The sequence below is a fragment of the Tardiphaga sp. genome, assembly GCF_041424195.1.
In the GTDB taxonomy this organism is placed as follows: domain Bacteria; phylum Pseudomonadota; class Alphaproteobacteria; order Rhizobiales; family Xanthobacteraceae; genus Tardiphaga.
On sequence record NZ_JBGMOE010000032.1, the window covers coordinates 91078 to 115339 of the forward strand.

At 62.0% G+C, this 24262-nt stretch carries 19 protein-coding genes; 7 read left to right on the forward strand and 12 right to left on the reverse strand.

Annotation, left to right across the window (positions count from 1 at the left end; all coding sequences use genetic code 11):
• Positions 1 to 33: 33 nt before the first annotated feature.
• Both ccmE and ACEK02_RS04265 read left to right on the forward strand, forming a co-directional pair.
• Entirely contained in the window at positions 34 to 528 is a 495-nt protein-coding gene (gene ccmE, locus ACEK02_RS04260; RefSeq protein ID WP_371420550.1) for a cytochrome c maturation protein CcmE, read from the forward strand.
• The gene (locus ACEK02_RS04265; protein ID WP_371420551.1) at positions 525 to 2507 is read left to right on the forward strand and encodes a heme lyase CcmF/NrfE family subunit; all 1983 of its coding nucleotides are present in this window, start codon (positions 525 to 527) and stop codon (positions 2505 to 2507) included. Before ccmE ends, ACEK02_RS04265 begins: the two co-directional genes overlap by 4 nt.
• A gap of 2 nt (positions 2508 to 2509) precedes the next feature.
• Here the strand turns inward: ACEK02_RS04265 and ACEK02_RS04270 are convergent, their stop codons facing one another.
• Positions 2510 to 2986 carry a helix-turn-helix transcriptional regulator gene (locus ACEK02_RS04270; RefSeq protein WP_371420552.1) on the reverse strand — a complete coding sequence of 159 codons (477 nt, stop codon included), beginning with the start codon at positions 2984 to 2986 and terminating at the stop codon, positions 2510 to 2512.
• 9 nt (positions 2987 to 2995) lie between these two features.
• Complete coding sequence (locus tag ACEK02_RS04275; RefSeq protein WP_371420553.1) at positions 2996 to 3238, reverse strand: type II toxin-antitoxin system RelE/ParE family toxin; 243 nt, start codon at positions 3236 to 3238, stop codon at positions 2996 to 2998.
• A 48-nt stretch (positions 3239 to 3286) separates the two neighbouring features.
• Here ACEK02_RS04275 and ACEK02_RS04280 point away from each other — a divergent pair, with 48 nt between their 5' ends.
• Positions 3287 to 3772: a cytochrome c-type biogenesis protein gene (locus ACEK02_RS04280; RefSeq protein ID WP_371420580.1), complete on the forward strand. Its 486-nt coding sequence runs from the start codon at positions 3287 to 3289 to the stop codon at positions 3770 to 3772.
• A gap of 176 nt (positions 3773 to 3948) precedes the next feature.
• Here the strand turns inward: ACEK02_RS04280 and ACEK02_RS04285 are convergent, their stop codons facing one another.
• From ACEK02_RS04285 to aspT, 3 genes are read right to left on the reverse strand one after another with little or no spacing between them, the layout of a single operon-like run.
• Complete coding sequence (locus ACEK02_RS04285) at positions 3949 to 4518, reverse strand: HdeD family acid-resistance protein (protein ID WP_371420554.1); 570 nt, start codon at positions 4516 to 4518, stop codon at positions 3949 to 3951.
• Positions 4519 to 4566: 48 nt separating this feature from the next.
• Positions 4567 to 6165 (reverse strand): bifunctional aspartate transaminase/aspartate 4-decarboxylase, encoded by a 1599-nt coding sequence (locus ACEK02_RS04290; RefSeq protein ID WP_371420555.1) that lies wholly within the window; start codon positions 6163 to 6165, stop codon positions 4567 to 4569.
• 18 nt (positions 6166 to 6183) lie between these two features.
• A complete protein-coding gene (gene aspT, locus ACEK02_RS04295) occupies positions 6184 to 7869 on the reverse strand; it encodes an aspartate-alanine antiporter (protein WP_371420556.1) in 1686 nt (561 codons plus the stop codon).
• Between the two features lie 559 nt (positions 7870 to 8428).
• Between aspT and ACEK02_RS04300 the strand changes: the two genes are divergently transcribed.
• The 4 genes from ACEK02_RS04300 to ACEK02_RS04315 all read left to right on the forward strand — a co-directional run bounded on the left by ACEK02_RS04300 (position 8429) and on the right by ACEK02_RS04315 (position 15488).
• The gene (locus ACEK02_RS04300; protein ID WP_371420557.1) at positions 8429 to 10018 is read left to right on the forward strand and encodes a Do family serine endopeptidase; all 1590 of its coding nucleotides are present in this window, start codon (positions 8429 to 8431) and stop codon (positions 10016 to 10018) included.
• 268 nt (positions 10019 to 10286) lie between these two features.
• Positions 10287 to 10967, forward strand: a complete 681-nt coding sequence (locus ACEK02_RS04305; protein WP_149530879.1) for a response regulator transcription factor — start codon at positions 10287 to 10289, stop codon at positions 10965 to 10967.
• 100 nt (positions 10968 to 11067) lie between these two features.
• The gene (locus ACEK02_RS04310) at positions 11068 to 12528 is read left to right on the forward strand and encodes a sensor histidine kinase (protein WP_371420558.1); all 1461 of its coding nucleotides are present in this window, start codon (positions 11068 to 11070) and stop codon (positions 12526 to 12528) included.
• On the forward strand, positions 12525 to 15488 hold the full coding sequence (locus ACEK02_RS04315) for a bifunctional [glutamine synthetase] adenylyltransferase/[glutamine synthetase]-adenylyl-L-tyrosine phosphorylase (protein ID WP_371420559.1): 2964 nt from the start codon (positions 12525 to 12527) through the stop codon (positions 15486 to 15488). Before ACEK02_RS04310 ends, ACEK02_RS04315 begins: the two co-directional genes overlap by 4 nt.
• 60 nt (positions 15489 to 15548) lie before the next feature.
• Here ACEK02_RS04315 and ACEK02_RS04320 read toward each other — a convergent pair whose 3' ends face one another.
• The 7 genes from ACEK02_RS04320 to oxlT form a co-directional block, all read right to left on the reverse strand.
• Positions 15549 to 17873: a PAS domain-containing sensor histidine kinase gene (locus ACEK02_RS04320; protein ID WP_371420560.1), complete on the reverse strand. Its 2325-nt coding sequence runs from the start codon at positions 17871 to 17873 to the stop codon at positions 15549 to 15551.
• Positions 17874 to 18117: 244 nt separating this feature from the next.
• Complete coding sequence (locus tag ACEK02_RS04325; RefSeq protein WP_371420561.1) at positions 18118 to 19086, reverse strand: zinc-binding dehydrogenase; 969 nt, start codon at positions 19084 to 19086, stop codon at positions 18118 to 18120.
• Between the two features lie 20 nt (positions 19087 to 19106).
• Entirely contained in the window at positions 19107 to 20102 is a 996-nt protein-coding gene (locus ACEK02_RS04330) for an NAD(P)H-dependent flavin oxidoreductase (protein WP_371420562.1), read from the reverse strand.
• A gap of 150 nt (positions 20103 to 20252) precedes the next feature.
• A complete protein-coding gene (locus ACEK02_RS04335; protein ID WP_371420563.1) occupies positions 20253 to 21029 on the reverse strand; it encodes a fumarylacetoacetate hydrolase family protein in 777 nt (258 codons plus the stop codon).
• A gap of 16 nt (positions 21030 to 21045) precedes the next feature.
• A complete protein-coding gene (locus ACEK02_RS04340) occupies positions 21046 to 22020 on the reverse strand; it encodes a 2-dehydropantoate 2-reductase (protein WP_371420564.1) in 975 nt (324 codons plus the stop codon).
• A gap of 112 nt (positions 22021 to 22132) precedes the next feature.
• Positions 22133 to 22564, reverse strand: a complete 432-nt coding sequence (locus tag ACEK02_RS04345) for a CBS domain-containing protein (RefSeq protein WP_371420565.1) — start codon at positions 22562 to 22564, stop codon at positions 22133 to 22135.
• 276 nt (positions 22565 to 22840) lie between these two features.
• The gene (gene oxlT, locus ACEK02_RS04350; RefSeq protein ID WP_371420566.1) at positions 22841 to 24145 is read right to left on the reverse strand and encodes an oxalate/formate MFS antiporter; all 1305 of its coding nucleotides are present in this window, start codon (positions 24143 to 24145) and stop codon (positions 22841 to 22843) included.
• Positions 24146 to 24262 lie beyond the last annotated feature (117 nt).

A 24262-nucleotide genomic window follows, 5' to 3' on the forward strand; every position in this document is an offset into this window, starting at 1 on the left:
TTCGGACAACATCATGCGTCTTGAAGGTGAAGCATGACGCGCAAGCAGCGACGATTGACGATGATCGGTGGAGCGCTCGCAGTGCTCGCCATCGCGGCCGGGCTTGTGCTCAACGCGCTGCGCGACTCCATCGTGTTCTTCTCGACGCCGCAGATGGTCGCCGAAAAGCAGATTCCGGTCGGCAAACGGTTTCGTCTGGGCGGCATGGTCGAGCAGGGCTCGCTGGTGCGCGGCGACAAGCTGGCCGTCAGCTTCAAGGTCTCCGATGGCGGCGCAACGCTGCCGGTGAACTACAAGGGCATCCTGCCGGATCTGTTCCGCGAGGGGCAGGGCGTCGTCGCCGAAGGCGCGCTGGATGCGTCGGGCGTGTTCAAGGCCGACACTGTGCTGGCAAAGCATGACGAGAACTACATGCCGAAGGAAGTCGCCGACGCGCTGAAGAAGCAGGGACGCTGGCAGGAAGGCGAGGGCGGCAAGCCTGTGATGTCGCAGGGCGCCTCGTCCACCAAGCCGAGCCTGACGCAATGATCGCCGAAGCCGGACATTACGCACTCGTTCTGGCGCTGGCTTTGGCGCTGATCCAGTCGACCGTGCCGATCATCGGCGCGCGGCTGCGCGATCCCGCATTGATGAATGTGGCGCGCTCCACGGCGCTGGCGCAGCTCCTGTTCGCCGGGCTGTCGTTTCTCGCGCTGACGACGCTCTACGTGACGTCGGATTTCTCGGTCGCCAACGTGTTCGAGAATTCGCATTCGATGAAGCCGCTGCTCTACAAGATCACCGGCGTATGGGGGAACCACGAAGGCTCGATGCTGCTGTGGGTGTCGATCCTCGCTTTGTTCGGCGGGCTCGTTGCAGCCTTCGGCAATAATCTGCCGCTGTCGCTGCGCGCGCATGTGCTGGCGGTACAGGGCTGGATCGCCACGGCGTTCTATCTGTTCATCCTGATGACCTCGAATCCGTTCCTGCGGCTGGCGCAGCCGCCGTTCGAGGGACGCGATCTCAATCCGGTGCTGCAGGATATCGGCCTCGCGGTGCATCCGCCGATGCTCTATCTCGGCTATGTTGGCTTCTCCATCGCGTTCTCCTTCGCCGTCGCCGCGCTGATCGAAGGGCGCATCGACGCGGCCTGGGCGCGCTGGGTGCGGCCCTGGACGCTGGTGGCGTGGATCTTCCTGACGCTCGGCATCGCGATGGGCTCCTACTGGGCCTATTACGAACTCGGCTGGGGCGGCTGGTGGTTCTGGGACCCCGTCGAGAATGCCTCGCTGATGCCATGGCTGTCCGGCACCGCGCTGCTGCACTCCGCCGTGGTGATGGAGAAACGTAACGCGCTGAAGGTCTGGACCATACTTCTGGCGATCCTGACCTTCTCGTTGTCGCTGCTCGGGACATTCCTGGTGCGCTCCGGCGTGCTCACCTCGGTCCATGCCTTTGCGACCGACCCGACGCGCGGCGTGTTCATCCTGCTGATCCTGTGCGTATTCATCGGCGGCAGCCTGACGCTTTATCTGTGGCGGGCATCGTCGCTGAAGCAGGGCGGATTGTTCGCGCCGATCTCGCGCGAGGGCGCGCTGGTGCTAAACAACCTGTTCCTCACCACGGCCTGCGCAACGGTGTTTATCGGCACGCTGTATCCGCTGGCGCTGGAAATGCTGACCGGCGAGAAAATCTCGGTGGGAGCGCCGTTCTTCAATCTCACCTTCGGACCGCTGTTCGTGCCGTTGCTGCTGGCGATGCCGTTCGGGCCGTTGCTGGCGTGGAAGCGCGGCGATCTCCGGGGCGTCACGCAGCGACTGATGGCGGCGGGCATCGCAGCGCTGCTGGCGGTGGCGCTGGTCTGGGCATGGACGACAGGCGGCGCGGCGCTGGCGCCGCTGGCGATCGGCCTCGGCGTGTTCGTCATTGCCGGATCGATCGTCGATATCGCAGAGCGCACCATGCTGTTTCGTCTGTCATTCGGTGTTGCGTTTCGGCGCGCCCGCGGATTGCCGCGGGCGGCCTGGGGCACGGCCTTCGCCCATGCCGGCATCGGCGTGGCGCTGATCGGCATTGTCTGCGAGAGCACGTGGAATACCGAATATATCGGCACCATGCAGCCGAATGATGTGGCCAAGCTCGCGGGCTATGAACTCACTCTCAAGGACGTGACGCAGCGGCAGGGGCCGAATTTCCGCGAAAGCCTCGCGCGCTTCAGGGTAACGCGCGGCGGCGACGACATCGGCGAGATGACGCCATCGAAGCGCAACTTCACCGCGCGGCAGTCCTCGACGACGGAAGCGGCGCTGCTGTCGCGCGGCGCCAGCCAGCTCTATATCTCGCTCGGCGAGGAGGCCGCCGGTGGCGTGGTTGCCGTGCGGATATATCACAAGCCGCTGGTGCTGATGATCTGGTGGGGGCCGGTGCTGATGGCCTTTGGTGGCCTGCTGTCGCTGTCCGACCGGCGGCTACGCGTCGGCGCACCGAAGCCGGCAAAGGCCCCGCGCGCATTGCAGCCGGCGGAGTGAGGTTAGCGCTGCCCGCGCGAGCGCTTGGTGTTAGCGATCGCAACCTTGCGGCGCGCAAAGCGCTTTGGATCGGCCTCCTGCTCCGTAACTGCAACAGGGCTTAGAAGATCCAAGGGAACGCCGAGCGCTTGTGCGAATTTCCGGTGTAGAGCGAGCGGTCCTTTCCGCTTTCCGGTTTCCAGCTCCGAGAGATAATTCTGTGTGATTTGCACACTTTCAGCGGTCGCAAGTTCGGCCTGAGTCATGCCGCGAAATTGTCGCAACACCCGGATTGGATTTTCCCCGCTTGCGAGTTGCTCGACAACGGCCATCGGTAGCAGCGGCGCGCCAGCAGCCACATCTTTCTTGCCCTGTGCAACGAGTCGCGCAGCGGCGGCGTCCTCCAATGCTTCCCGCTCGATGGCTTTAAGCCGCTCATACTCTGCGCGCGGCAAAATCGCGATCTCGCCGGTGGAGGATTTCTTGAACTGGACTTTCATGGCGTCAGCCTAATCATAAATTTCTCGCCGATGCCCAACGCTGACCACGACGATCGTCTGCGCTTCCTGATAGAAGATGATACGGTAGTCACCAACCCGAAGCCGAGAGCCATCTTGTCCCTTCAACTTCTTGATGTCGCCATGACCGAATTCTGCAAAAGCGCTGAGTTTGGCGCCGAGGCGCTGTCGCGTTTGCGGCGTCAGTTTCAACCATTGCCGCGTGGCGGCCGGTGTAAACACGACGTCGGCCATGTCCCATTATATCGCATAAAGCGATATTTTGGTCAAGGGTGTCGTGGCATCTGCGCGCTGCTTCTGGTGGTGTTCTGCGTGCTTTCCGTTCCGGCGCATGCGGTGCAGCCCGACGAGATCATGAAGGACCCGGCCCAGGAAGGCCGCGCGCGCAACCTGTCGAAGGAGTTGCGCTGCATGGTCTGTCAGAACCAGTCCATCGACGATTCAGATGCGCCGCTGGCGCGCGACCTGCGTCTCCTGGTGCGCGAGCGCATCGCCACTGGCGAGAGCGACCAACAGGTGCTGGATTTCCTCGTGGCACGCTACGGCGAGTTCGTGCTGCTGAAACCGCGCCTCAACCTGCATACGCTTTTGCTGTGGCTCTTGACGCCGCTGGTGCTGATATCAGGCGGCGTCGCATTGTGGTGGCACAACCGGCGGCGCGGCCGGGCTGCAGGTGACGATGAGGCCGTGATGAAACTCACCGCCGAGGAAGAAGCGCGGATCGAACGGCTGATCGCTGCGGAGACCGCGCAAGACAAGCCGGTCTAGTTCTCTGATCTCGCCGGCTGCCGAGTCATAGCCGAGGACACAACGAACGAGACGGCTCGCAAAGCCGCCATTGCCTCATGGTGCATGGAATGCGTGTCGATCGTCCGAAGAGGTTGCGACGTTCTGCGCTGGTGCCACGGATGGACAGGCTGGTGCCGTTCAGGCCTGACGTCGCGTCATGACAGTCGTCGTGCCGCCATGGCGACCGCGATATAGGCCCAACCACCGATCATCAGCGAGACGCCGACCATGATGCCGGGCGTATACAGACCGGCGATGGGAAATTTGGCTAACAGGACGATACCCGTCAGCAGCGATATGATGCCTGCGGCGGCGAGCCATCCCCATCCGTCGTCCGGCCGGACCCGCATCGCGAGCATCATCTGCGTCACGCCTTGAACGAGAAAGGTAATGGCGATGATCACGGTGAGCGCGATGGCGCCCGCGAAGGGGTTCAGATAGATCAGCACGCCGCCGATCGTTTCGATGACGCCAGTGAGCAGATGCCAGGTGAAACCTCGCCACGCCTTGACCTGGAAGGACTGGATGATCTGCACGAGGCCGCCGACGACCAGCACCGCACCGAACACCAGACTCACCGTGAACGTGGTGATGATTGGCATGAGAATGGCCAGCGCGCCGCCGATGAGCAACACGATGCCGAGGACAAGAAACCATCCCCATTTGGCGCGCACCTCTGCCGCCAACGAACTTTTGCCGACTCCAGCCGCATCAGACATCGTCATCGCGCATCTCCTGGCAGGTCCATCGCAAAGCAAATGAAGGGGCGCAGCTCAACCCTTGCCTTTCTCCTTCGAGAATTCTTCGAAATATTCATCGGCCATCTGCCGAAGCGCACGGCCGATTCTGGCATATTCATATTCGTTGAGATTTGCGAGAGAGACGCGGCCTGACGGTTGTTTGGTGCCGAAGCCGCGCCCCGGCAGCATCACGATTCCCGTCTTGTCGGCGATGCGGAACAGCAGATCTCCGTGGCTGAACTTCTTCTTGATCCACGCCGCGAATTTCGCGCCGTAAAGTTTGAGCGCAATATTTTCGAGGTCGAGTAACGTATAATAATCGACCGCGTTGTCGTCGTGCTCGGGGCCCAGCCCGAGTTCGCGATACAGCGTTTCCTCGCGTCGGCGGATCAGCTTCTTCAGTTCGGCCTTGTAACCGTCGGCTTCGTCCATCAAGGCAAAAAGCGAGAACAGCACCATTTGCACCTGTTGTGGTGTCGACAGGCCGGCAGTGTGATTCAGCGCGACCGTGCGGCTGTCGGCAACCAGCCGATCGATGAATGTCAGTTTCGAGACATCCGGCAACAGGGATCCGTAACGCTTGTCGAGCGCCGTTTTCGTCTTTGCCGGCAGGGCGGCAAGCTGCTCGTCGAAGATATTGTTCTTGTGCGTTGCGACGACGCCAAGGCGCCAGCCCGTCGCGCCGAAATATTTCGAGAAGGAATACACCAGCATGGTATTGCGCGGGCAGATCGAGAACAGCGAACGGAAATTGTCGGCGAAGGTGCCGTAGACGTCGTCTGTGAGAATGAACAGATCGGGACGGTGGTCGCGGACGATGGCGGCGACTTTCGCGAGGCTGCGATCATCCATCTTCACTGAAGGTGGATTGCTGGGATTGATGCAGAAGAACACCTTGATGGCCGGGTCCTTGAGTTTCTCAAGCTCTGCATCCGGATATTGCCAATCCATTCCCGGATCGGCGTCGATGGCCACTTCGACCAGCCCGTATTCGTCCAGCTCGGGAATCTCGATATAGGGCGTGAAGACCGGCAAGCCGATCGCGACCTTGTCGCCGCGCTTGATCAGGCCATTCTGCTTCAGGCTGTTGAAGATATAGGTCATGGCTGCCGTGCCACCTTCCACGGCAAACAGGTCGATGCTGCCAGCCGAGAGATGGCCGCCGATCATTTCCTTCACGATATATTGCTGCACGACCTGCTCGGAGACCTTCAGCATGCGTGGTGGAACCGGATAATTGCAGCCGAGAATGCCCTCGACGATCTCATGCAAGAAAGCTGAAGCGGACAGCCCTAGCTGGTCGCGCACATAGCTCAGTGCCCGCCCGAGAAAGACGACACCCGGGTGATGGCTGTTGTCTGCGACGAAACGGTCGAAGCGGCCTTCGATTCCTTCGATTTGGGGGAGGCCGCCGATACCGTTGGGCATGTAGGAAAATGAAAGCTCTGCTTCTGCTGCTGCGAAGAGGCCCAGCCGGAAGAAGGCCCGTCGCGGCAAGGTCGCCAGGAAGTTGGGATTGCCGCGCCCGGCATTCAACATCATGTGGTTCTCGCGACCGGATGCGAGTTTGATCAGCTCGTCCTTCAGTTCAAACGGGCTAAGCTTGGCGTAACGGCTGAAATCGGTATCCATGACGGCTGTCTCCAGTGATCAGGCGAAAGCGACGACGAGAGGTCCCAACAAGGTGAGAAAGACATTGGCCAGCGCATAAGTGATCGCGAACGGTGCCGTTGGGATCGCGTTACCAGCCTTGTCGAGAACTTCGCCGAATGCGGGATTGGCGCTGCGCGAACCAGAAAGGGCACCGGCGAAGATTGCCGTGTTGTCGTAACGCAGGATGTAGCGACCAACGAGCATGGTCAGAATCAGTGGCAGTAACGTCACGACAACGCCGATCAGGAAGATAGATAGTCCGCTGCTGGCGATGGTGGTCACTGCCTGCAGCCCGGACTGCAAACCGACGACGGCAACGAAGCCGGCGAGGCCGAGATCGCGCAGTATCGTCGATGCGGCAATCGGCATGTTCCCGATCGTCTGATTGCGCCCGCGATACCAGCCGAACAACAGTCCCGAAAGCAGCGCGCCGCCGCCGCTGCCGAGTGTCAGCGGAATCGAACCGATCCGGATCACGATGAGCCCGATCAACAGACCCACCACCAGGCCGATGCCATGGAAAACAAAATCGGTCTTTTCGCTGGGAAACAACACCGCGCCGATCCGGTTTGCGGCTCGCTGCACATCGGCAGGAGTGCCGTACAGAGTGACGATGTCGCCAGTCTGGATCACGGTGGCATCCGTAATTGGCAACGGCTTGCCGGCACGCTTCAGCGCCGTCACGTAAATTCCGTGCCGCATCGCCTTGGCCGCGGTGGCCCGGATTTCGCCGACGGTGCGGTGGACCAGATCAGGGCTGGCGATAGCCACGTCGCGCGTGACGACAACCAGATCCATGCCGTCGGACGATTGCAGTTCCGGTCCGAACTGGTGCGCCGCCTGTACGACGCCCGCCCGCCTTCCGACCACGAGCAGGATATCGCCAGGAACCAGGGCGAGGGCCGGCTCCGCCCCGATCAAGGCTCCGGCACGTTTGACACGCTCGATGCTGATCGGAGCACCGGCACTTTCCTCAAGCTGCGCGATCGTTTTGCCAGCTGCTTGTTCGACGCGAAAAATGCGGCCAACGATATCCGGCGTGGCCGGCTGTTCGCCCGGGCCATAGGCATGTGCGCCCGCGAGCATCTCGGATTCGGCTTTCAGTGCGTCGTCGCGAATGCTGCGTCCCGTCAGCCACGGCAAAATGTTGACGCAGACAATGATGGCGCCGAACGATCCGAAAATGTAGGTGACAGCATAGCCGATGGCGACATTGGCCTGCAGGCGCTGGGCTTCATCGGCGACCAGGCCGAGCTTGCCGATGGCGGCGCTGGCGGTGCCGATGATGGCAGATTGCGTCAGCGCACCTGCTGCAATTCCCGCGGCCAATCCTTTATCCAGACCGAAGATGCGCGCCAGCACGACAACCGTCAGCAGGCCACTGATGGCGAGTACGGTGGCCATGATGATTTCGCGAATGGACTGTCGTCCCAGCGATCCAAAGAATTGCGGGCCGCTTTCAAAGCCGACTGCATAGATGAATAGTGCGAACAGGACGGACTTGACGCCATTGTCGATGGTAATACCGACCTGGCTTAGCGCTACTGCGACCAGCAGCGATCCGGCCACGCCTCCGAGCTGAAATTTTCCAAACTGGAATTTCCCGATCCAGTAGCCAACGGCAAGCGAAAGAAAAAGCGCAGTCTCGGGCGACTGGTTGAGGATCGAATGCAGCCACGACAAGAGCATTCTCCTAAAAAAATTACAAACCAGGAGTAAGCGATCAGTGCGGAGACTACCTTTGCGCGATTTTTGCCAATGATCAAATCAAATCAGTTATTTCAAATTTGGCTCGTTCAATTCGCGCTGTCATGATCTGTTTTGATCAATGTCACACGCTATTGTTACATGCTTATGAGCATTGACCGCTTCACTTCCTGGCTGCGTTTGTTGTGCGTGTGGTTGGTCAGTGCAGGGAAATATCTGAAGTTCCCGGATGTTACCTGCTTGTGTGTGGGCCTGCGTGGCTTCTCGATGAGGTCGGTCGCGATCTGGAATCGATGCCCATTGCGAACCTCACGCGCAGGAACTTCGCTTTTTGTAACTGTAAATCACCAGGCCGTTAGACGCTGCCAGCGCTGAACTCGTGGTGAGAGCTGTCCTGCGTCACCCCGTCGCACGGACATTTCCCCAGATTACAAAACCTTAATTCCCCTGCCAGCCGGCGGTAAGGTGGAAACATCCATCTTCAGGTCACACGAGGCGCCTTGCCCCCCGCGCCGTTGCTCTGGAGATTCTCTCGATGTCCGACCGCCCCACCGATTTTTCCGAACTACCGTCCTACAAGGCACCCCGCCGCTCGCTGTTCTCTGCGCGCAAGTTCGCGCTGATGGCGTCAGTCGTTGCCGGCCTTGGTGTCGCCGCTTACGGCCTGTCGCCGTCCAATGGCCCCGTCGACATCTTCACCACCACTGCGCATGCGCAGGTCGACAAGCAGGTGAAGTCGCAGGCTGCGCAGCCGATCGGCTTTGCCGACATCGTCGAGCGCGTGAAGCCCTCGGTCATTTCGGTCAAGGTCAACATGAAGGAGAAGGTCGCATCGAAGGATGACGACAACAGCGACTCGCCGTTCCAGCCGGGCTCGCCGATGGAGCGCTTCTTCAAGCGCTTCGGCCAGGATGGTCTGCCGCCAGGCATGCGCGGTGGTCCGCGTGGTGGCCGCGGCATCGTCAGCGGTCAGGGCTCGGGCTTCTTCATTTCGGCTGACGGTTTCGCCGTGACCAACAATCATGTGGTCGATGGCGCCGACAAGGTCGAGGTGTCGACCGACGACGGCAAGACCTATCAGGCCAAGGTCATCGGCACCGATCCGCGCACCGACCTGGCGCTGATCAAGGTCGAAGGCCGCACCGACTTCCCGTTCGCCAAGCTTGCCGACGGCAAGCCGCGGATCGGTGACTGGGTGCTGGCAGTCGGTAATCCGTTCGGCCTCGGCGGTACCGTGACCGCCGGCATCGTGTCGGCCTCGGGCCGCGACATCGGCAACGGACCGTATGACGATTTTATCCAGATCGATGCGCCCGTGAACAAGGGCAATTCGGGTGGTCCGGCTTTCGACACCTCCGGTGAGGTGATGGGCGTCAACACCGCGATCTATTCGCCGTCGGGCGGCAGCGTCGGCATCGCGTTCTCGATCCCGGCCTCGACCGTGAAGACGGTGGTGGCGCAGCTCAAGGACAAGGGCTCGGTGTCGCGTGGCTGGATCGGCGTGCAGATTCAGCCGGTGACCCAGGATATCGCCGACAGTCTCGGACTGAAGAAGGCGGAAGGCGCGCTTGTCGCCGAGCCGCAGGCTGATGGTCCGGCAGCCAAGGCCGGCATCAAGTCGGGCGACGTCATCACTGCGGTGAACGGCACGCCGGTGAAGGATGCGCGCGAACTCGCCCGTACCATTGGCGGCTTCGCGCCGGGCAACACGGTGAAGCTCAACGTGCTGCACAAGGGTGAGGACAAGGTTCTGTCCATGACCCTCGGCCAGTTGCCGAACACGGTGGAGGCGAAGGCCGACATCGATGGCGGTGACCGCGGCAACGCGACACGCGGCTCCGATGTGCCACGGCTTGGCCTTACGGTCTCGCCTGCCAGCAGCGTCGCCGGCGCCGGCAAGGACGGCGTCGTCGTGACCGGCGTGGATCCGAAGAGCGCCGCCGCTGAACGCGGCTTCAAGGAAGGCGACGTCATTCTCGAAGTTGCCGGCAAGAGCGTAACCAGTCCCGGCGATGTGCGCGAGGCGATCGTCGCCGCGCACAACGAAAACAAGAACAGCGTGCTGATCAGGGTTCGCTCGAACGGCTCCTCGAAGTTCGTCGCCGTTCCTCTCGCGAAGGGCTGATCACTGCACATGAACGGAGAGTGTCGCCGGCATAGTCGCCCCCGCTGACGGCTCTTTCCAGGGGGCGAGCCACAAACTCGCTCCCACTGCTTCCTTTCGATGGAAAACAGCCCCCTTCCGTCGGAAGGCCAATGGGCGGTGAAGTTTCCCCCAGCTTCACCGCCTATTTTCTATTAGAGCCAAGGGGCATTCCGACACCTTGCATGAGAGCCCAGTGCGCGCCATGGTGACCGAGACCCACAAGATCCACAGCGAATCCGATCCCCAGATGCGTCTGCTCATCATCGAAGACGACCGTGAATCCGCCGACTATCTGGTCAAGGCCTTCCGTGAGGTTGGCCATGTCGCGGATCACGCCAGTGATGGCGAGGAAGGTTTCGCGCTCGCCGAATCCGGCGATTACGACGTGCTGGTGGTCGATCGCATGCTGCCGAAGCGCGATGGTCTTTCCGTGATCGGTGGCCTGCGCGACAAGGGGAACCGGACGCCTGCGCTGATCCTCTCCGCGCTGGGGCAGGTCGATGATCGCATCAAGGGCCTGCGCGCCGGCGGCGACGATTATCTGCCAAAACCCTATTCATTCGCCGAGCTGCTCGCGCGCGTCGAAGTGCTGTCGCGCCGCCAGGGCGGTCCCGCCGAAGAAACCACCTATCGCGTCGGAGATCTCGAACTCGACCGGCTGTCGCATGGCGTAACGCGCGGTGGCCAGGAACTGATCTTGCAGCCCCGCGAATTTCGCCTGCTCGAATATCTCATGAAACATGCCGGGCAGGTGGTCACCCGCACCATGCTCCTGGAAAACGTCTGGGACTATCATTTCGATCCGCAAACCAACGTGATCGATGTCCATATCTCGCGCCTGCGCTCGAAGATCGACAAGGGGTTTGAGCGTCCGCTGCTGCATACCATTCGCGGCGCCGGCTATATGGTCCGGGACGGGATGAAGTGAGCATAGCGACATGCGGGGATGTCGAGATTTTTGAAACGCCGGTCCCCGGATATCGCTCCGCTCTTCAGGGCTACAGGGACCTATCTTCCAGAGACATTCCGTGACGGCCATCGGTAAACTGTTTCGCACGACGGCCTTTCGGCTGACGCTGGCCTATCTGCTGCTGTTCGCGCTGTTTGCGGCATCGCTGCTCGTCTATTTCGCCTGGAATACCCACCGGCTGATCAACGATCAGATCACCACCACGGTCGATGGCGAAATAACCGAGCTGAGCGACCTGTTTGCGCGGCGCGGCTTGCGCGGCATCGTTTTTGCGATTGAGAACCGGGCCTTGCGGCCTGGCGCCAACCTGTATCTGATCACGACACCGGCAGGCCAATCCATCGCTGGCAACGTCTCTTCGCTGGCGCCGGGCGTGATGGCCACCACGGGCTGGTCGGAAACGGCCTATCGTCGGCTCGACGATCCCGACTCCTCCAACCATCGCGCTCTGGTGAAGGTGACGCAGTTGAGCAGCGGCTTCCGGCTGCTGATCGGCCACGATCTCGAAGAGCGCCGGCGCCTGTTCGACATCGTCGGCGATGCCGCGAAGTGGTCGGTGTTGATCGTCGTCGTCCTCGGCCTCGGCGGCGGCATCTTCGTTGCGAGCCGCGTGCTGCGACGGATCGATGCGATGACCGGCACGACACAGCGAATCATGGCCGGCGATCTCTCCGGCCGTCTGCCGGTGGGACGGAGCGGCGACGAACTCGACCGTCTCGCGGAAAATCTCAATGCCATGCTGGAGCGCATTGAAGCGCTGATGACAGGACTGAAGGAAGTCTCGGACAATATCGCCCATGACCTCAAGACGCCGCTCACGCGGCTCCGCAATCGTGCGGAAGAGGCGCTGGCGCGATCCAGCAACGAGGCCGAATATCGCGCGGCGCTGGAACGGACCATCGAGGAATCCGATGGCCTGATCCGGACCTTCAATGCGCTGCTGATGATCGCCCGGGCTGAGTCGGGTCAGGCGCGCGGCAATATGGACAATTTCGATGCCGCCGAGGTGGCCGAGGGGATCCACGAACTCTATGAACCGCTGGCTGAAGACAGCGACCTTACGCTGACCGTCAAGACCGCGACTGCGCCGCTGCATGGCAATCGCGAGCTGATCAGCCAGGCGCTCGCCAATCTCGTCGAAAACGCCATCAAATATGGCAAACCGGCGATCACGGACGAAAATAGCGATGGCGCGGGCGCTGCGGCTGCCAGGGACATCGTGATCGAGGCGCGGCGCGAGGGCGATCAGGTGCTGCTCAGCGTGTCCGATCATGGGCCCGGCATTCCCGAAGCCGACCGGAAACATGCGGTGGAACGCTTCGTGCGGCTGGAAGCAAGCCGTACATTGCCGGGATCTGGCCTCGGCCTCAGCCTCGCATCTGCCGTGGCCACACTGCATGGCGGTGAATTGCAGCTCGGCGACAACCATCCGGGGCTGCGGGTCACGCTGGCGCTCCCTGCAGCGGCCGCCGAAGGCCTTGCAGGCCAAACGGGGAATGTGCCACAGAAGTCGGCATGACCTCAGCCGCAACAGGCGAGGGCCAGCTCGCGCTGGCCGCGCAATTCGTCAGCGGACCGCAGCTGTTCGCCCCCGCCGATGCCGAACGGCGCTTCGGTGAATGGCTCGTCGATCTCGCACCGGACGATGCCGCCGCATTTCGTGCGGTTACCGGGCAATTCCCGCATGCTCAGGCGATCCTGCTCGGCATTGCCGAGGCGTCGCCCTATCTGTTCGATCTGATCCGCGCCGATGCCGGACGTGCCTTGCGTCTGCTGCGTTGCGATCCCGAGCGCCATCTCGCGGGCCTGATCGCCGAGACCGCAGCGAATGTCGCAGCCGCTGGCGGCGATCCCGATGTCATGCATCTGCTGCGACGGATGAAATCCGAAGCGGCGCTGTTGATTGCGCTGTGCGACATCGGCGGCGTCTGGCCGGTGATGCGCGTCACGCGGGCGCTGACCGATCTCGCCGTGTCCTCGGTCCAGACGGCGTTGCGCTATCTGCTGCGCCAGGACGCGGCACGCAAGCGCATCCTGCCGCCGGATCCCGATAATCCGGAGCAGGGCAGCGGCCTGATCGTGCTGGCGATGGGCAAGATGGGCGCCGGCGAGCTCAACTATTCCAGCGACATCGACCTGATCGTTTTCTTCGATCTCGAGGCGCATACGCTGGCCGAGGATATCGAGCCGAATTCATTCTTCGTGCGCATCGCGCAGGGCGTGTCGCGGCTGCTGCAGCAGCGCACCGGCGATGGCTATGTGTTCCGCGTCGATCTGCGGCTGCGGCCGGATCCGGCCTCGACGCCGGTAGCCGTCTCGACGGCGTCGGCGCTGCATTACTACGAGCGCGAAGGCCGCACATGGGAGCGCGCGGCCATGATCAAGGCGCTGCCTTGCGCCGGTGACATCAAGGCCGGAGAGGCACTGCTGGCCGAGATCGCGCCTTTCGTCTGGCGCAAGCATCTGGATTTCGCCGCACTGGCCGATGTCCATGACATGAAACGGCAGATGCAGACGTTTCGCGGGCAGAATGAAATCTCCGTCGAGGGCCACAATGTCAAAGTCGGGCGCGGCGGCATTCGTGAGATCGAATTCTTCGCGCAGACCCAGCAGCTGATTGCCGGCGGACGTCATCCCGAATTGCGCGTGCGGCCGACGCTCGAGGCGCTGAATATTCTCGCTGCGAGCAACTGGATCACTTATGAGGCGCGCGATGAACTGACGCTCGCCTATGAATTCCTGCGCCGTGTCGAGCATCGGCTGCAGATGGTGGCCGACGAGCAGACTCATTCGCTGCCCGATGATGTCGGCGCCATGGAACGCTTTGCGCGCTTCTTCGGCTATGACAGCCGCGAGGCCTTTGCCCGCGATCTTCTGGTGCACCTCAACTGCGTGCAGGGGCATTACGGTCGCCTGTTTGAAGGGGATCCGATCGACGACGCGCATCTTCCGGCTGTCGACTACAAGGCCGGTGCAACGGACCAGCGGTTGCTCGAACATTTCACCAAGCTGGGTTTTCGCAAGCCGGCCATGGTGGCGGAGACGGTGCAACACTGGATGACGGATGACTATCGGGCCCTTAAATATGAGGGGACGCGGCAGGCATTCATGGAATTCGTGCCAGCGCTGATCGCCGGGCTGGCCGATGCCGAAGAGCCGGATCTCGCAGTCATGGCCTTCGACCGGTTTCTGCAGGCGCTGCAGCGCGGCGGCCGGCTGATCTCGCTCCTCAGCCAGCATCGCGATCTCGTCGCTCTGGTGGCGCTGGTGCTCGGTGCGGCGCCGCGTCTGGGTGACATGCTGGCGCGGCAGCCGCAGATCATGGACGGGCTCATCGATCCGCGGTTCTTCGGCGCCATGCCGGACCAGCGCGAGCTCTCGACGCGCCTTGCGGCGACCCTCGAAGACGCCAATTCCTATGAAGAGTTTCTCGATCGTCTCAGGTTGTTCGGGCAGGAGAGCCTGTTCCTGATCGGTACGCGCATTCTCTCGGGCACCGTTTCCGCGCAGCAAGCGGGGATCGCCTTCGCCGACGTCGCCGAAGGCATTGCACATACGCTGCACGGGCTGGTGCTGGATCAGTTCGTGGCCCAGCATGGCCGCATCAAGGATCAGCAGACCGCCATCGTCGCCATGGGCAAGCTCGGCAGCCGCGAGATGACCGCCGCGTCCGATCTCGATCTGATCCTGATCTACGACTTCGATCATGACGCGCCGGATTCCGACGGACCACGCCCGCTGCACGGCGCGCAGTATTTCGCGCGGCTGACGCAGCGCCTGATCAGCGCCTTCACCACGCGCACCAATTACGGCGTGCTCTATGAGGTCGATATGCGGCTTCGCCCGTCGGGCCGGGCCGGTCCGCTGGCGTCGCGCATCGATTCCTTTGCTGAATATCAGGAAACCGAGGCCTGGACCTGGGAGCACATGGCGCTGACGCGCGCGCGGGTGATTTCGGCGACGCCGGCGTTCCGTGAGAAGATCGAACGGGTCATCCGCGACGTGCTGACGCGTCCGCGTGAAACCACGATCATCGCCAATGACGTTGCCGAGATGCGTCAGGCCATCGCCGAGGAAAAGGGCGAAGACGATATCTGGGACCTGAAACATGCCGCGGGTGGCATGGTCGATATCGAATTCATCGCGCAATACTTGCAACTGGTGCATGCTGCAGCGAAGCCCGAGATCCTCAGCGTCAGCACACAACAGGTGCTGGAAAACGCGGCGCGGCTGGGCATCCTGTCGCCATCCGCCGCCGATGTCCTGCGTCCGGCGGTGAGGCTCTATCACGACCTCACGCAGGTGCTGCGGCTCTGCGTGAGCGACAAGTTCAAGCCAGAGACCGCAGGCACTGATCTGTTGCGCATGCTTGCACGCGTGAGCAACGAACCGGACTTCTCCTCGCTGCAGGCACGCGTGCGTGAGACGCAGTCTGACGTGCGTCAGGTGTTCCGCGCCGTGGTCGAAGGTCAGACGTAGCCATATCTGCGGGAACCGCGCGGCGCGGGAAGGGCATTCAGCAGCGTTTTTTGCCGAGCGCTAGGCGGCTTCCGATACGTGCTGAGGCTTTTGCCTGGTCTCGAGCGGGATGGTGACGCAGACCACCGTGCCGGTGCCGAGCTTGGAGCGCAGCTTCATCGATCCGCCGTGCAGGGTGGTCAGCGACTTCGCGATGGCGAGGCCGAGGCCCGAGCCGTGATAGGTTTTGGTGAGCTGGCTCTCGACCTGTTCGAACGGGCGACCAAGCCGCTTCAGCGAATGCGGGGCGATGCCGATACCGCTATCGGCGATCATCAATGCGACGGAGTCGCGCAGGACGCGGCTGCGCACGGTGACACGGCCGCCATCGGGCGTGAACTTCACGGCATTCGAGAGCAGATTGACCAGGATCTGCTTGATGGCGCGGCGGTCCGCCACCACCGGCGCATCAGCCGCGATATCGGCGCTGAGTGTCAGATTCTTGTCGTCCGCGCGCCCGGATACGACACGCAGTGCTTCGGACAGCGTCTGTCCGAGATCGAGGGGCTCGAGGTCCAGCTTCATGCGACCCGCCTCGATCTTCGACATATCGAGAATGTCATTGATGACTTCGAGCAGGTAGTGACCGCTGGTGAGAATGTCGTGGCAGTATTCGGCATATTTGTCGGAGCCGAGATTGCCGAACATGCCGCTGCCCATGATTTCCGAGAAGCCGATGATGGCATTCAGCGGCGTGCGCAGTTCGTGGCTCATATTGGCCAGGAATTTCGACTTGGTCTGGTTGGCTTCCTCGGCGCGGTTCTTCTCGTCGGAGTATTTCTGCGCGAGGTCGGCGAGTTCGAGCGCCTGTTTCTCCAGCGCGGCCTGGGAGTGCTTGAGATCGATGACGCTGGCGCGAAGGCGCAGGTCGTTATCGACGAGCTTCCGCTCGTGCTCCTTGATGCGGGTGATGTCGGTGCCGACGGAGACGTAGCCACCGTCCTTGGTGCGGCGTTCGCTGATATGCAGCCAGCTGCCGTCCTCGATCTGTGCTTCGAAGGTACGGGCGCCAGGCGCCGCGCCGCCGGCTTCCGCGAGACGCGAGTGAACCTCGGGCATGCTGCCGACTTCGAGCACGGTCTCGTAGGACGTCCCGGGCGACACCGCCGAGTCCGGCAGCTTGTGCAGGCGCTGGAAATGCGAGTTGCAGAGCACCAGGCGATCTTCCGCGTCCCACAGCACGAAGGCTTCGGGAATGGTCTCGATGGCGTCGCGCAGCCGGACATCAGCTTCGATCGTCTTCTCGGCGAGGCTCTTCTGTTCGGTGACGTCGATGGCAATGCCGATCAGGTGCTGGCTGCCGTCGTTCTGACCCTGGGCGAGTTCGCAACGCAACTGCAGCCAGATCCAGTGACCGTTGCTGTGCTGCATGCGGAAGGTCTGGTCGATGTGACCGATCTTGAAGGAGATCAACCGATCGGCGATCTCGAACAGATTGATGTCGTCCGGCTGCACGAGCGCATTCACTTCGCCGAAGGTCAGGAGATCGCTGCGGCTATCGAGGCCGAGCATGGTGAACATCGACTGCGACCAGAAGATGCGACCGCGTGACAGATCCCAGTCCCACAGACCGCAGCGGCCGCGATTGAGCGCGGTGTCGATGCGACCACGGACGGCATCGTTGATGGCATCGCCTTCGCGGGCGCGGGTCGATTGCCAGTGGAACGCAAAGCCGAGGATCAGCACCACGAAGCCGGTTGTGGCCGAGAGCGTGATCGACAGCGCGGAGTCCGACCGCCAGATCGGCTCGTCGTTCTCCTGAATGACGACCACCTGACCCGGCAGCGCCTTGACGATGCGGCGGGTTGTCAATGCGTGGCTGTTGTCGGGCAGCTTCGCATCGATGACGTCGCTCCGTTGTCCCAGTGCAGCCATGGTCTGGGTTGCGCTGAGGACGTCGAGGATACGATTGGCATTGCCGGGCACAAGATCGATTGGCACGCGCGCCAGAATGCTCTGGTCAGCACCGAGCACGATGACGTGGCGGCCGCTGGCGATCCCCCATGATGGAATCAGGCTGGGCAGCAGGCTCTGCAGGCGCTCGACGGCAGCAGGACGGTCCTGGCGAATGGTGCCATTGCGTTCGAGACGCTCGGCGAGCAGATCGGCGAGCGTTGCGAGATCGCGCTTCATCGACGACTGTTTCTGACGGTTCTGATCGACCACCTGCACGAAGGCGCCGAAGAAGATGGTGATGAGAAAAGCGATGATGAGTGTAGGAACGGCCCGGCGAAGCGCCGGCTCTGCGATCAGTAGCCTGTGATAGGCCGGCTTCGCAATCGACTGCGCCAATCCTTTGATCGAATCGGATTGGACGCATGCGTTGTCCGCATGCGCACGCGCCATACTTAGCCCCCTCGGAAGAATCTCGCTTGCGTCGCTCGAAACAACTGCCCCGCCACTTCGAATCGCAAGACCAATAAGAATCCACTTTGCGAGGGCTGTCGAGAGTCAACGAAACGTTAACGTGAATTTATTTGTATCCACCGAAGAGTTTCGTCGTTGTTTGCACTTGTGTGAGTCCGAAACAGGAACGCCGCGCATGAGAATCATGCGCGGCGTTTGAATCCGAAGACTCGCAGAGCGCGTGTTACAGCGTCACCACGATCTTGCCGAGATGCTTGTTGGCTTCCATGCGGTCGAACGCCGTTCCGATGTCGTCGAATGCGTAGACCTTGTCGATCGGCAGCTTCAGTTGGCCCGCTTCGACGGCGGGCCAGATGTCCGCGCGCACCGCGCTGAAGATGTCGCGAACTTCCTGCATCGACCTCGTGCGAAAAGTCACGCCGATATAGTTGATGCGGCGTGCGGCATGGAGATCGAAATTGAAATCGCCATGCGTGCCGCCGAGGCGGCCGACATTCACAATCCGACCCATCACTTTCGTGGCCTTCAGGTTCTGGTTGGCGACGGGGCCGGAGATCTGATCGATAATGAGATCGACCCCGTTTCCATCGGTGGCCTTGAGCACCTGATCGACCCAGCCGGCATCCTTCGAGTCGATGGCGAGGTCCGCGCCGAAGTCCTTCAGCCGGGCGCGGCGTGCGGCGTCGGTGGATGAACCGATCACCGTCTTGGCGCCCTTCAGCCTGGCGATCTGCAGCGCCATCAGGCCGACGCCGGAGCTGGCGCCCTGGATCAGCACCGATTGGCCCGGCTGCAGTCCGCCATTCGTCACCAGCGCATTGTGCATCGTGGTGATGGCGACGGGCAGGGTGCAGGCATCCTCGAAACTCATGCTGGCCGGCATGTGGAACAGCCGGCCGTGATCGGTGACGGCAAATTCGGCAAAGGCAGCCCCGCCGGATCCCATCACGCGATCCCCGACCTTGACGCCCTTGGCCTCCGGACCAAGCTCGGCAATCTCGCCCGCCCATTCCATTCCCAGCACCGTGCCGACGCCGCCGGCAGCGCCGTGGGCATGGCCCTTGGTCATGCCGAGGTCGGCGCGGTTGAGGCCGCAGGCCTTCACCCTGACCAGCACCTGCGTGCCGGCGGGCGAAGGTTTCGGGGCGTCGCTGATCGCAGCGCCATTGGCGCCGTAGACATAGGCTTTCATGGCTCTGCCTTCCGTTCCGTTTATTCAGCGGCCTGGCGCTGGCCGCCACCAAGCATGGCTTCGAGGCGTGCGCGGATAATCGTCTCGGCATCATGCATGATGCGCGAGACGAGCTCCTGGCAACTCGGGATGTCGTGGATCAGGCCCTGGACCTGGCCGGCCGACCAAATGCCGTCCTCGGCATCGCCGTGCGAATAGACCAGCTTGCCGCGGGCGCCGGCGACGAGTTCCTTGATTTGCTCGAAAGTGGCGCCTTCCTTCTCCATGGCGACCACCTGCCGGCTGACCGCATTCTTGGCGACGCGCGAGGTGTTGCGCATGGTGCGGAAGATCAGGTCGGTCTCGCGTTCGTCATTGGCGACGATGCGCTCCTTCACCAGCTGATGGATGGGGCTTTCCTTGGTGCACATGAAGCGGGTGCCCATGTTGATGCCCTCGGCCCCTAGCGCCAGCGCAGCCACAAGGCCGCGACCATCGGCGAAGCCGCCCGAGGCGATCATCGGGATCTTGATCTTGTCGGCGGCCGCCGGAATCAGGATCAGGCCGGGGGTGTCATCCTCGCCGGGATGTCCGGCGCATTCGAAGCCATCGATCGAGATCGCATCGACGCCCATACGCTCGGCAGAGAGGCCGTGGCGCACGCTGGTGCATTTGTGGATGACCTTGACGCCATGCTTCTTGAACTCGTCGACGTGCTCCTGCGGCTTGTTGCCGGCGGTCTCCACCACCTTGATGCCGGCCTCGATAATGGCCTGCCGATATTCCGCATAGGGCGGCGGTTTGATGGTCGGCAGGATCGTGAGATTCACGCCGAACGGCTTGTCGGTCATGTCGCGGCAGCGTGCGATTTCCTTGGTGAGGTCTTCCGGCGTCGGCTGGGTCAGTGCGGTGATCAGGCCGAGCGCACCGGCATTGGCCACGGCGGCGACGAGCTCGGCGCGGCCGACCCACTGCATGCCGCCCTGGACGATGGGGTGTTCCACACCCGCGAGCTCGGTGAAGCGCGTCTTGATCATGATTGTCCTCTGTTCCCTCGCAGGCGCATCGGGTGGGCCCGATGTGGCTTGTTGATCTTTCGGGGGCGGAGGATGCCGTTGCACCGGCGGAATGTCCATCGGACAGCCGGAGGTGCGCCATGCGCATTTGGCGGGGCGGGCGCCTAATTCCTATTGGTGGAATTCGTTATGCAGCTCGCCGATACCTGCGATCGCGATGGTCACCGTGTTGACCGGCTCTTTCATCACGCCGACGCCGACGGAGGTGCCGCAACAGATCAGGTCGCCCGGCAGCAGGGTCATGTCGCGGGAGATCGCCGATACGAGCCGCTGCGCGCTGAAGATCATGTCCGATATGGGATAGTTCTGCCGCTCTTCACCATTGAGGATGGTGCGGATATGGAGCGTCGCCGGATCGATGCCGGTCGTGATGACGGGACCGAACGGGCCGTAGCCGTCAAAACTCTTGGCGCGCGCCCATTGCGGGAAGGTCGCATCGCGGTTGAGGACATCGGACGCGGTGATATCGTTGACGCAGGTATAGCCAAAGATGACGGCATCGGCCTGATCCGGCGAGATATTGCTGCAGGTCTTGCCGATGACGATGCCAAGCTCGCCTTCATAGGTGGTCTTGCCCTCATAGCTAACGGGCTTGCGCACGACCGCGCCGGGCGCCGCCATGCTGGACGGCGATTTCAGGAGATAGAGCGGCTCCTTCGGCTCAGGGACGTTCAACTTCGCGGCGAGGGCATGAAAGTTATTCCAGAGCGCGATCATCTTCGACGGCGCACAGGGCGCCAGCAGTGCAACGTCGGAAAGCTTGAGATACTGGCCGGTCGGCTTGGCTGCGCCAAACATATAGCCGTTGTGTACGGCAATCTCGCCATCGTCCGCGAGTGTGCCGAAACACATATGGTCATGATGGCGGAAGCGAACCCAGTTCGTCATCTTATTGCGTCCTGCACTAATAGAGGCCGGCGACCCGGGCGCGCTGAGCGACCAGTGCCAGCACGGAATCGATGGCCGGCGTCGGGATGCCGGTGAGGCGCCCCATTTCCTGCACCACGGTGACGAGCGGATCGATCTCCATCGGCCGCCCGCGTTCGAGGTCCTGCAGCATCGATGTCTTGTGCGCGCCGACCTTGCGCGCGCCGTCGATGCGGCGCTCGACATCGACGCGAAAACCGATGCCAAAACTCTCGGCGATGGACTGCGCTTCCAGCATCATCGCTTTCGACAGCGCGCGTGTCGCCGGATCGGTGCAGATCACGTCCAGTGTCGCATGGGTGAGGGCGCTGATCGGATTGAAGCAGACATTGCCCCAGAGTTTCAGCCAGATCTCGTCGCGAATACGGTCCAGCACGGGTGCCCTCAAACCCGCCTTTTCGAACATGGCCGCCAACCGTTCGACGTCGGCGGTGCGCTCGCCCGACGGCTCGCCGAGCGGAAACTTGTCGCCATAGACATGCCGGATCACGCCGGGCGCCTCGATCTCGGTAGCGGGATAGACGATGCAGCCGATCGCACGCGCGGCGCCGATTTCTTCCCACTGCCGTCCACCGGGATCGACGCTTTCCAGCGCCGTGCCTTCGAACTGATTGCCGTGCCTGTGGAAGTACCAGTAGGGAATGCCGTTCACGGCAGTGACGATGCGCGTCTTCGGCCCGAGCAGCGGCCGCATCTGTTCGATCACACCGGTGATCGAATGGGCCTTCAGGCAGATGATGACGTAGTCCTGCTCGCCGAGCTCGGCGGGATCGTCGGTGCAGGGGATATGTACGACGCGCTCTTCACCCGAGATCAGCAGCTTCAGTCCATGCGCGCGCATGGCGGCCAGATGCGCGCCGCGCGCGACAAGGCTGACATCGGCGCCAGCCTGCGCAAGCTGAACGCCGAGATAGCCACCAATGGCACCAGCGCCGTAGATGCAGATCTTCATGAGATGTCACCAAGGCAATGAGCACGGACAAGGCAAAAGAACTGGCATCACGGACCGCTGGCGGTCCGTGTCGATATCGTCATGAAACGCGAAGTGAGTTTGAGGCTAGACCTCAGGCCACCGCGGCATGTGCTTGCGGTACATCCTCATGGTCGAGGGCCCTGCTGATGTCGCGGATGCTGATCACGCCGATCAGTGTGTAATCGTCGATGACCGGAACGTGGCGAATGTGATGGCCGTTCATCAGGTGTCGCACATGTTCGAGCGTGTCGGTCGAACGGCAGGAGATCAGCTCCTGCACGGAGATCATATCCGAGACCTTGCGATTGACGCCGGCGGCGCCGTGATCGGCGATTGCGCGAACCACGTCGCGTTCGGAGAACATGCCGACTGCGGTGTTGCCTTCGGTGCGGCATACGTCCTTCACGACCAGGGCGCTGATATTGCCCGTCCTGAGCAATTGCGCCGCGACGGCGACAGTCTCGTTCATGCGGACAGTGGCGATGCGGGTGCTCTTCCTACGCAGGATATCTCCGACTTGCATGGCAATAACCTCCCTTGGCTGATCGGCTGAGGATCGATCTTGTAAGCGCAAGATTGGTATACTGTATGCCAGTTGTCAACGCAGAAACGGTGATATCAGGGCCCGCCGATCAATAAAGAAAGTCAGTATTTCTGACGTTTATCGCATTCGCTGCTGGATTCTGATCCCGTGTCTTGCGCCGGCGGTATCCCACTCGGACGCCTGGCATGCCAAGCGTGGCATGAAAAAGGGGCGCACTCTCATGCGCCCCTGCAAGCCTGAACAGGCCTCGATCGATCAGGCGATCTTGGCGCTCTGTGCTGCCGGCTCCGGCACCGCTCGCTCGCTTCCCAGAATGAATGCCCGTCGCATGGGTTTGATGACGAACAAAGCGAGCAGCGCTGCGGTCGCATTGAGCGCAACGGCGACCACAAACACAGCCTGCCATCCGTAGCGTGCTGCGATCAGGCTCGCGAGCGGCACCAGCAACGCCGCCGTGCCCTTCGCTGTGTAGAGCATGCCGTTATTTGTCGTGGCGTATTTGGCACCAAACGTATCGCCCGATGTTGCCGGGAACAGGCTGTAGATCTCGCCGAACACGCCGAAGTAGACGGCCGTCGCCAGCACGAAGACGAGCGGGTTGTGGCCATAGGACGATAGCGTCAACAGCATCAGTGCAGCGGTGCCGAAGGCGATGAACATGGTGTGCTCACGGCCGATCTGATCGGACAACCAGCCGAACAGCGGGCGGCCGAAGCCGTCGAAGATGCGGTCGAGCGAGATTGCGAAAGTGAGCGCTGCCATCTCGAAGCCGGCGAGACTGACCGGCACATTGGCAATCTTGTAGTCGTGCGCGATCGGCGCGATCTGCGCTGCGGTCATCAGGCCACCGGCGGCGACCATGACGAAGACCAGATACATGATCCAGAAAATCGGGCTGCGCAGCACCTGCGGCGGCGTGAAGTCCGTCTTGGTCTGCGGCAGATTGAGCTGTTTCCGCTTCACCGGCACAGCCTGGAGAGGCGGGCGCATGAAGAAGGCGAGCACGAAAACAATCAGGCCCTGGCCGATGCCGAAGGTAAAGAATGCATGCTGATAGCCGCTCTCGGCAATCATATGCGCGATCGGCACAACAGTAATCGCAGCGCCCGCGCCGAAGCCTGCTGCTGTCGCGCCGGCGGCGAGGCCGCGGCGATCGGGAAACCACTTCAGCGCATTGCCGACACAGGTGCCGTAGACCGAACCCGCGCCGATGCCACCGACGATGGCGCCCGCATAGAGCAGCACCAGCGAGTCCGCATAGGAGTTCAGCACCCAGGCGAGGGTGATCATGATTCCGCCGAACATGATGACGACGCGGGGGCCGTATTTGTCGACAAACCAGGCTTCGAGCGGCACCAGCCATGTCTCGACAACGACGAACAGGGTGAAGGCAAGCTGGATCGCGGCGCGACCCCAGTGATACTTGGCATCGATGGGATCGACGAACAGCGTCCATCCGTATTGCAGGTTGGCGATCATCGCCATGCAGACGATGCCCATCACGAGCTGGATCCAGCGGAAGCTGGAGGTGGGAGCGGTCGTCGAGTCGGTATGAGACATTGGGAGTCCTCCGAGCGCGCCTCTTGATCGCGACTTAATGTCACGAATGCTGTGGCTTATTGCCGCAAGCGTCGCTTTTGGGGAGACTGGTATATTATATTCCAGGATGCAAGCCGA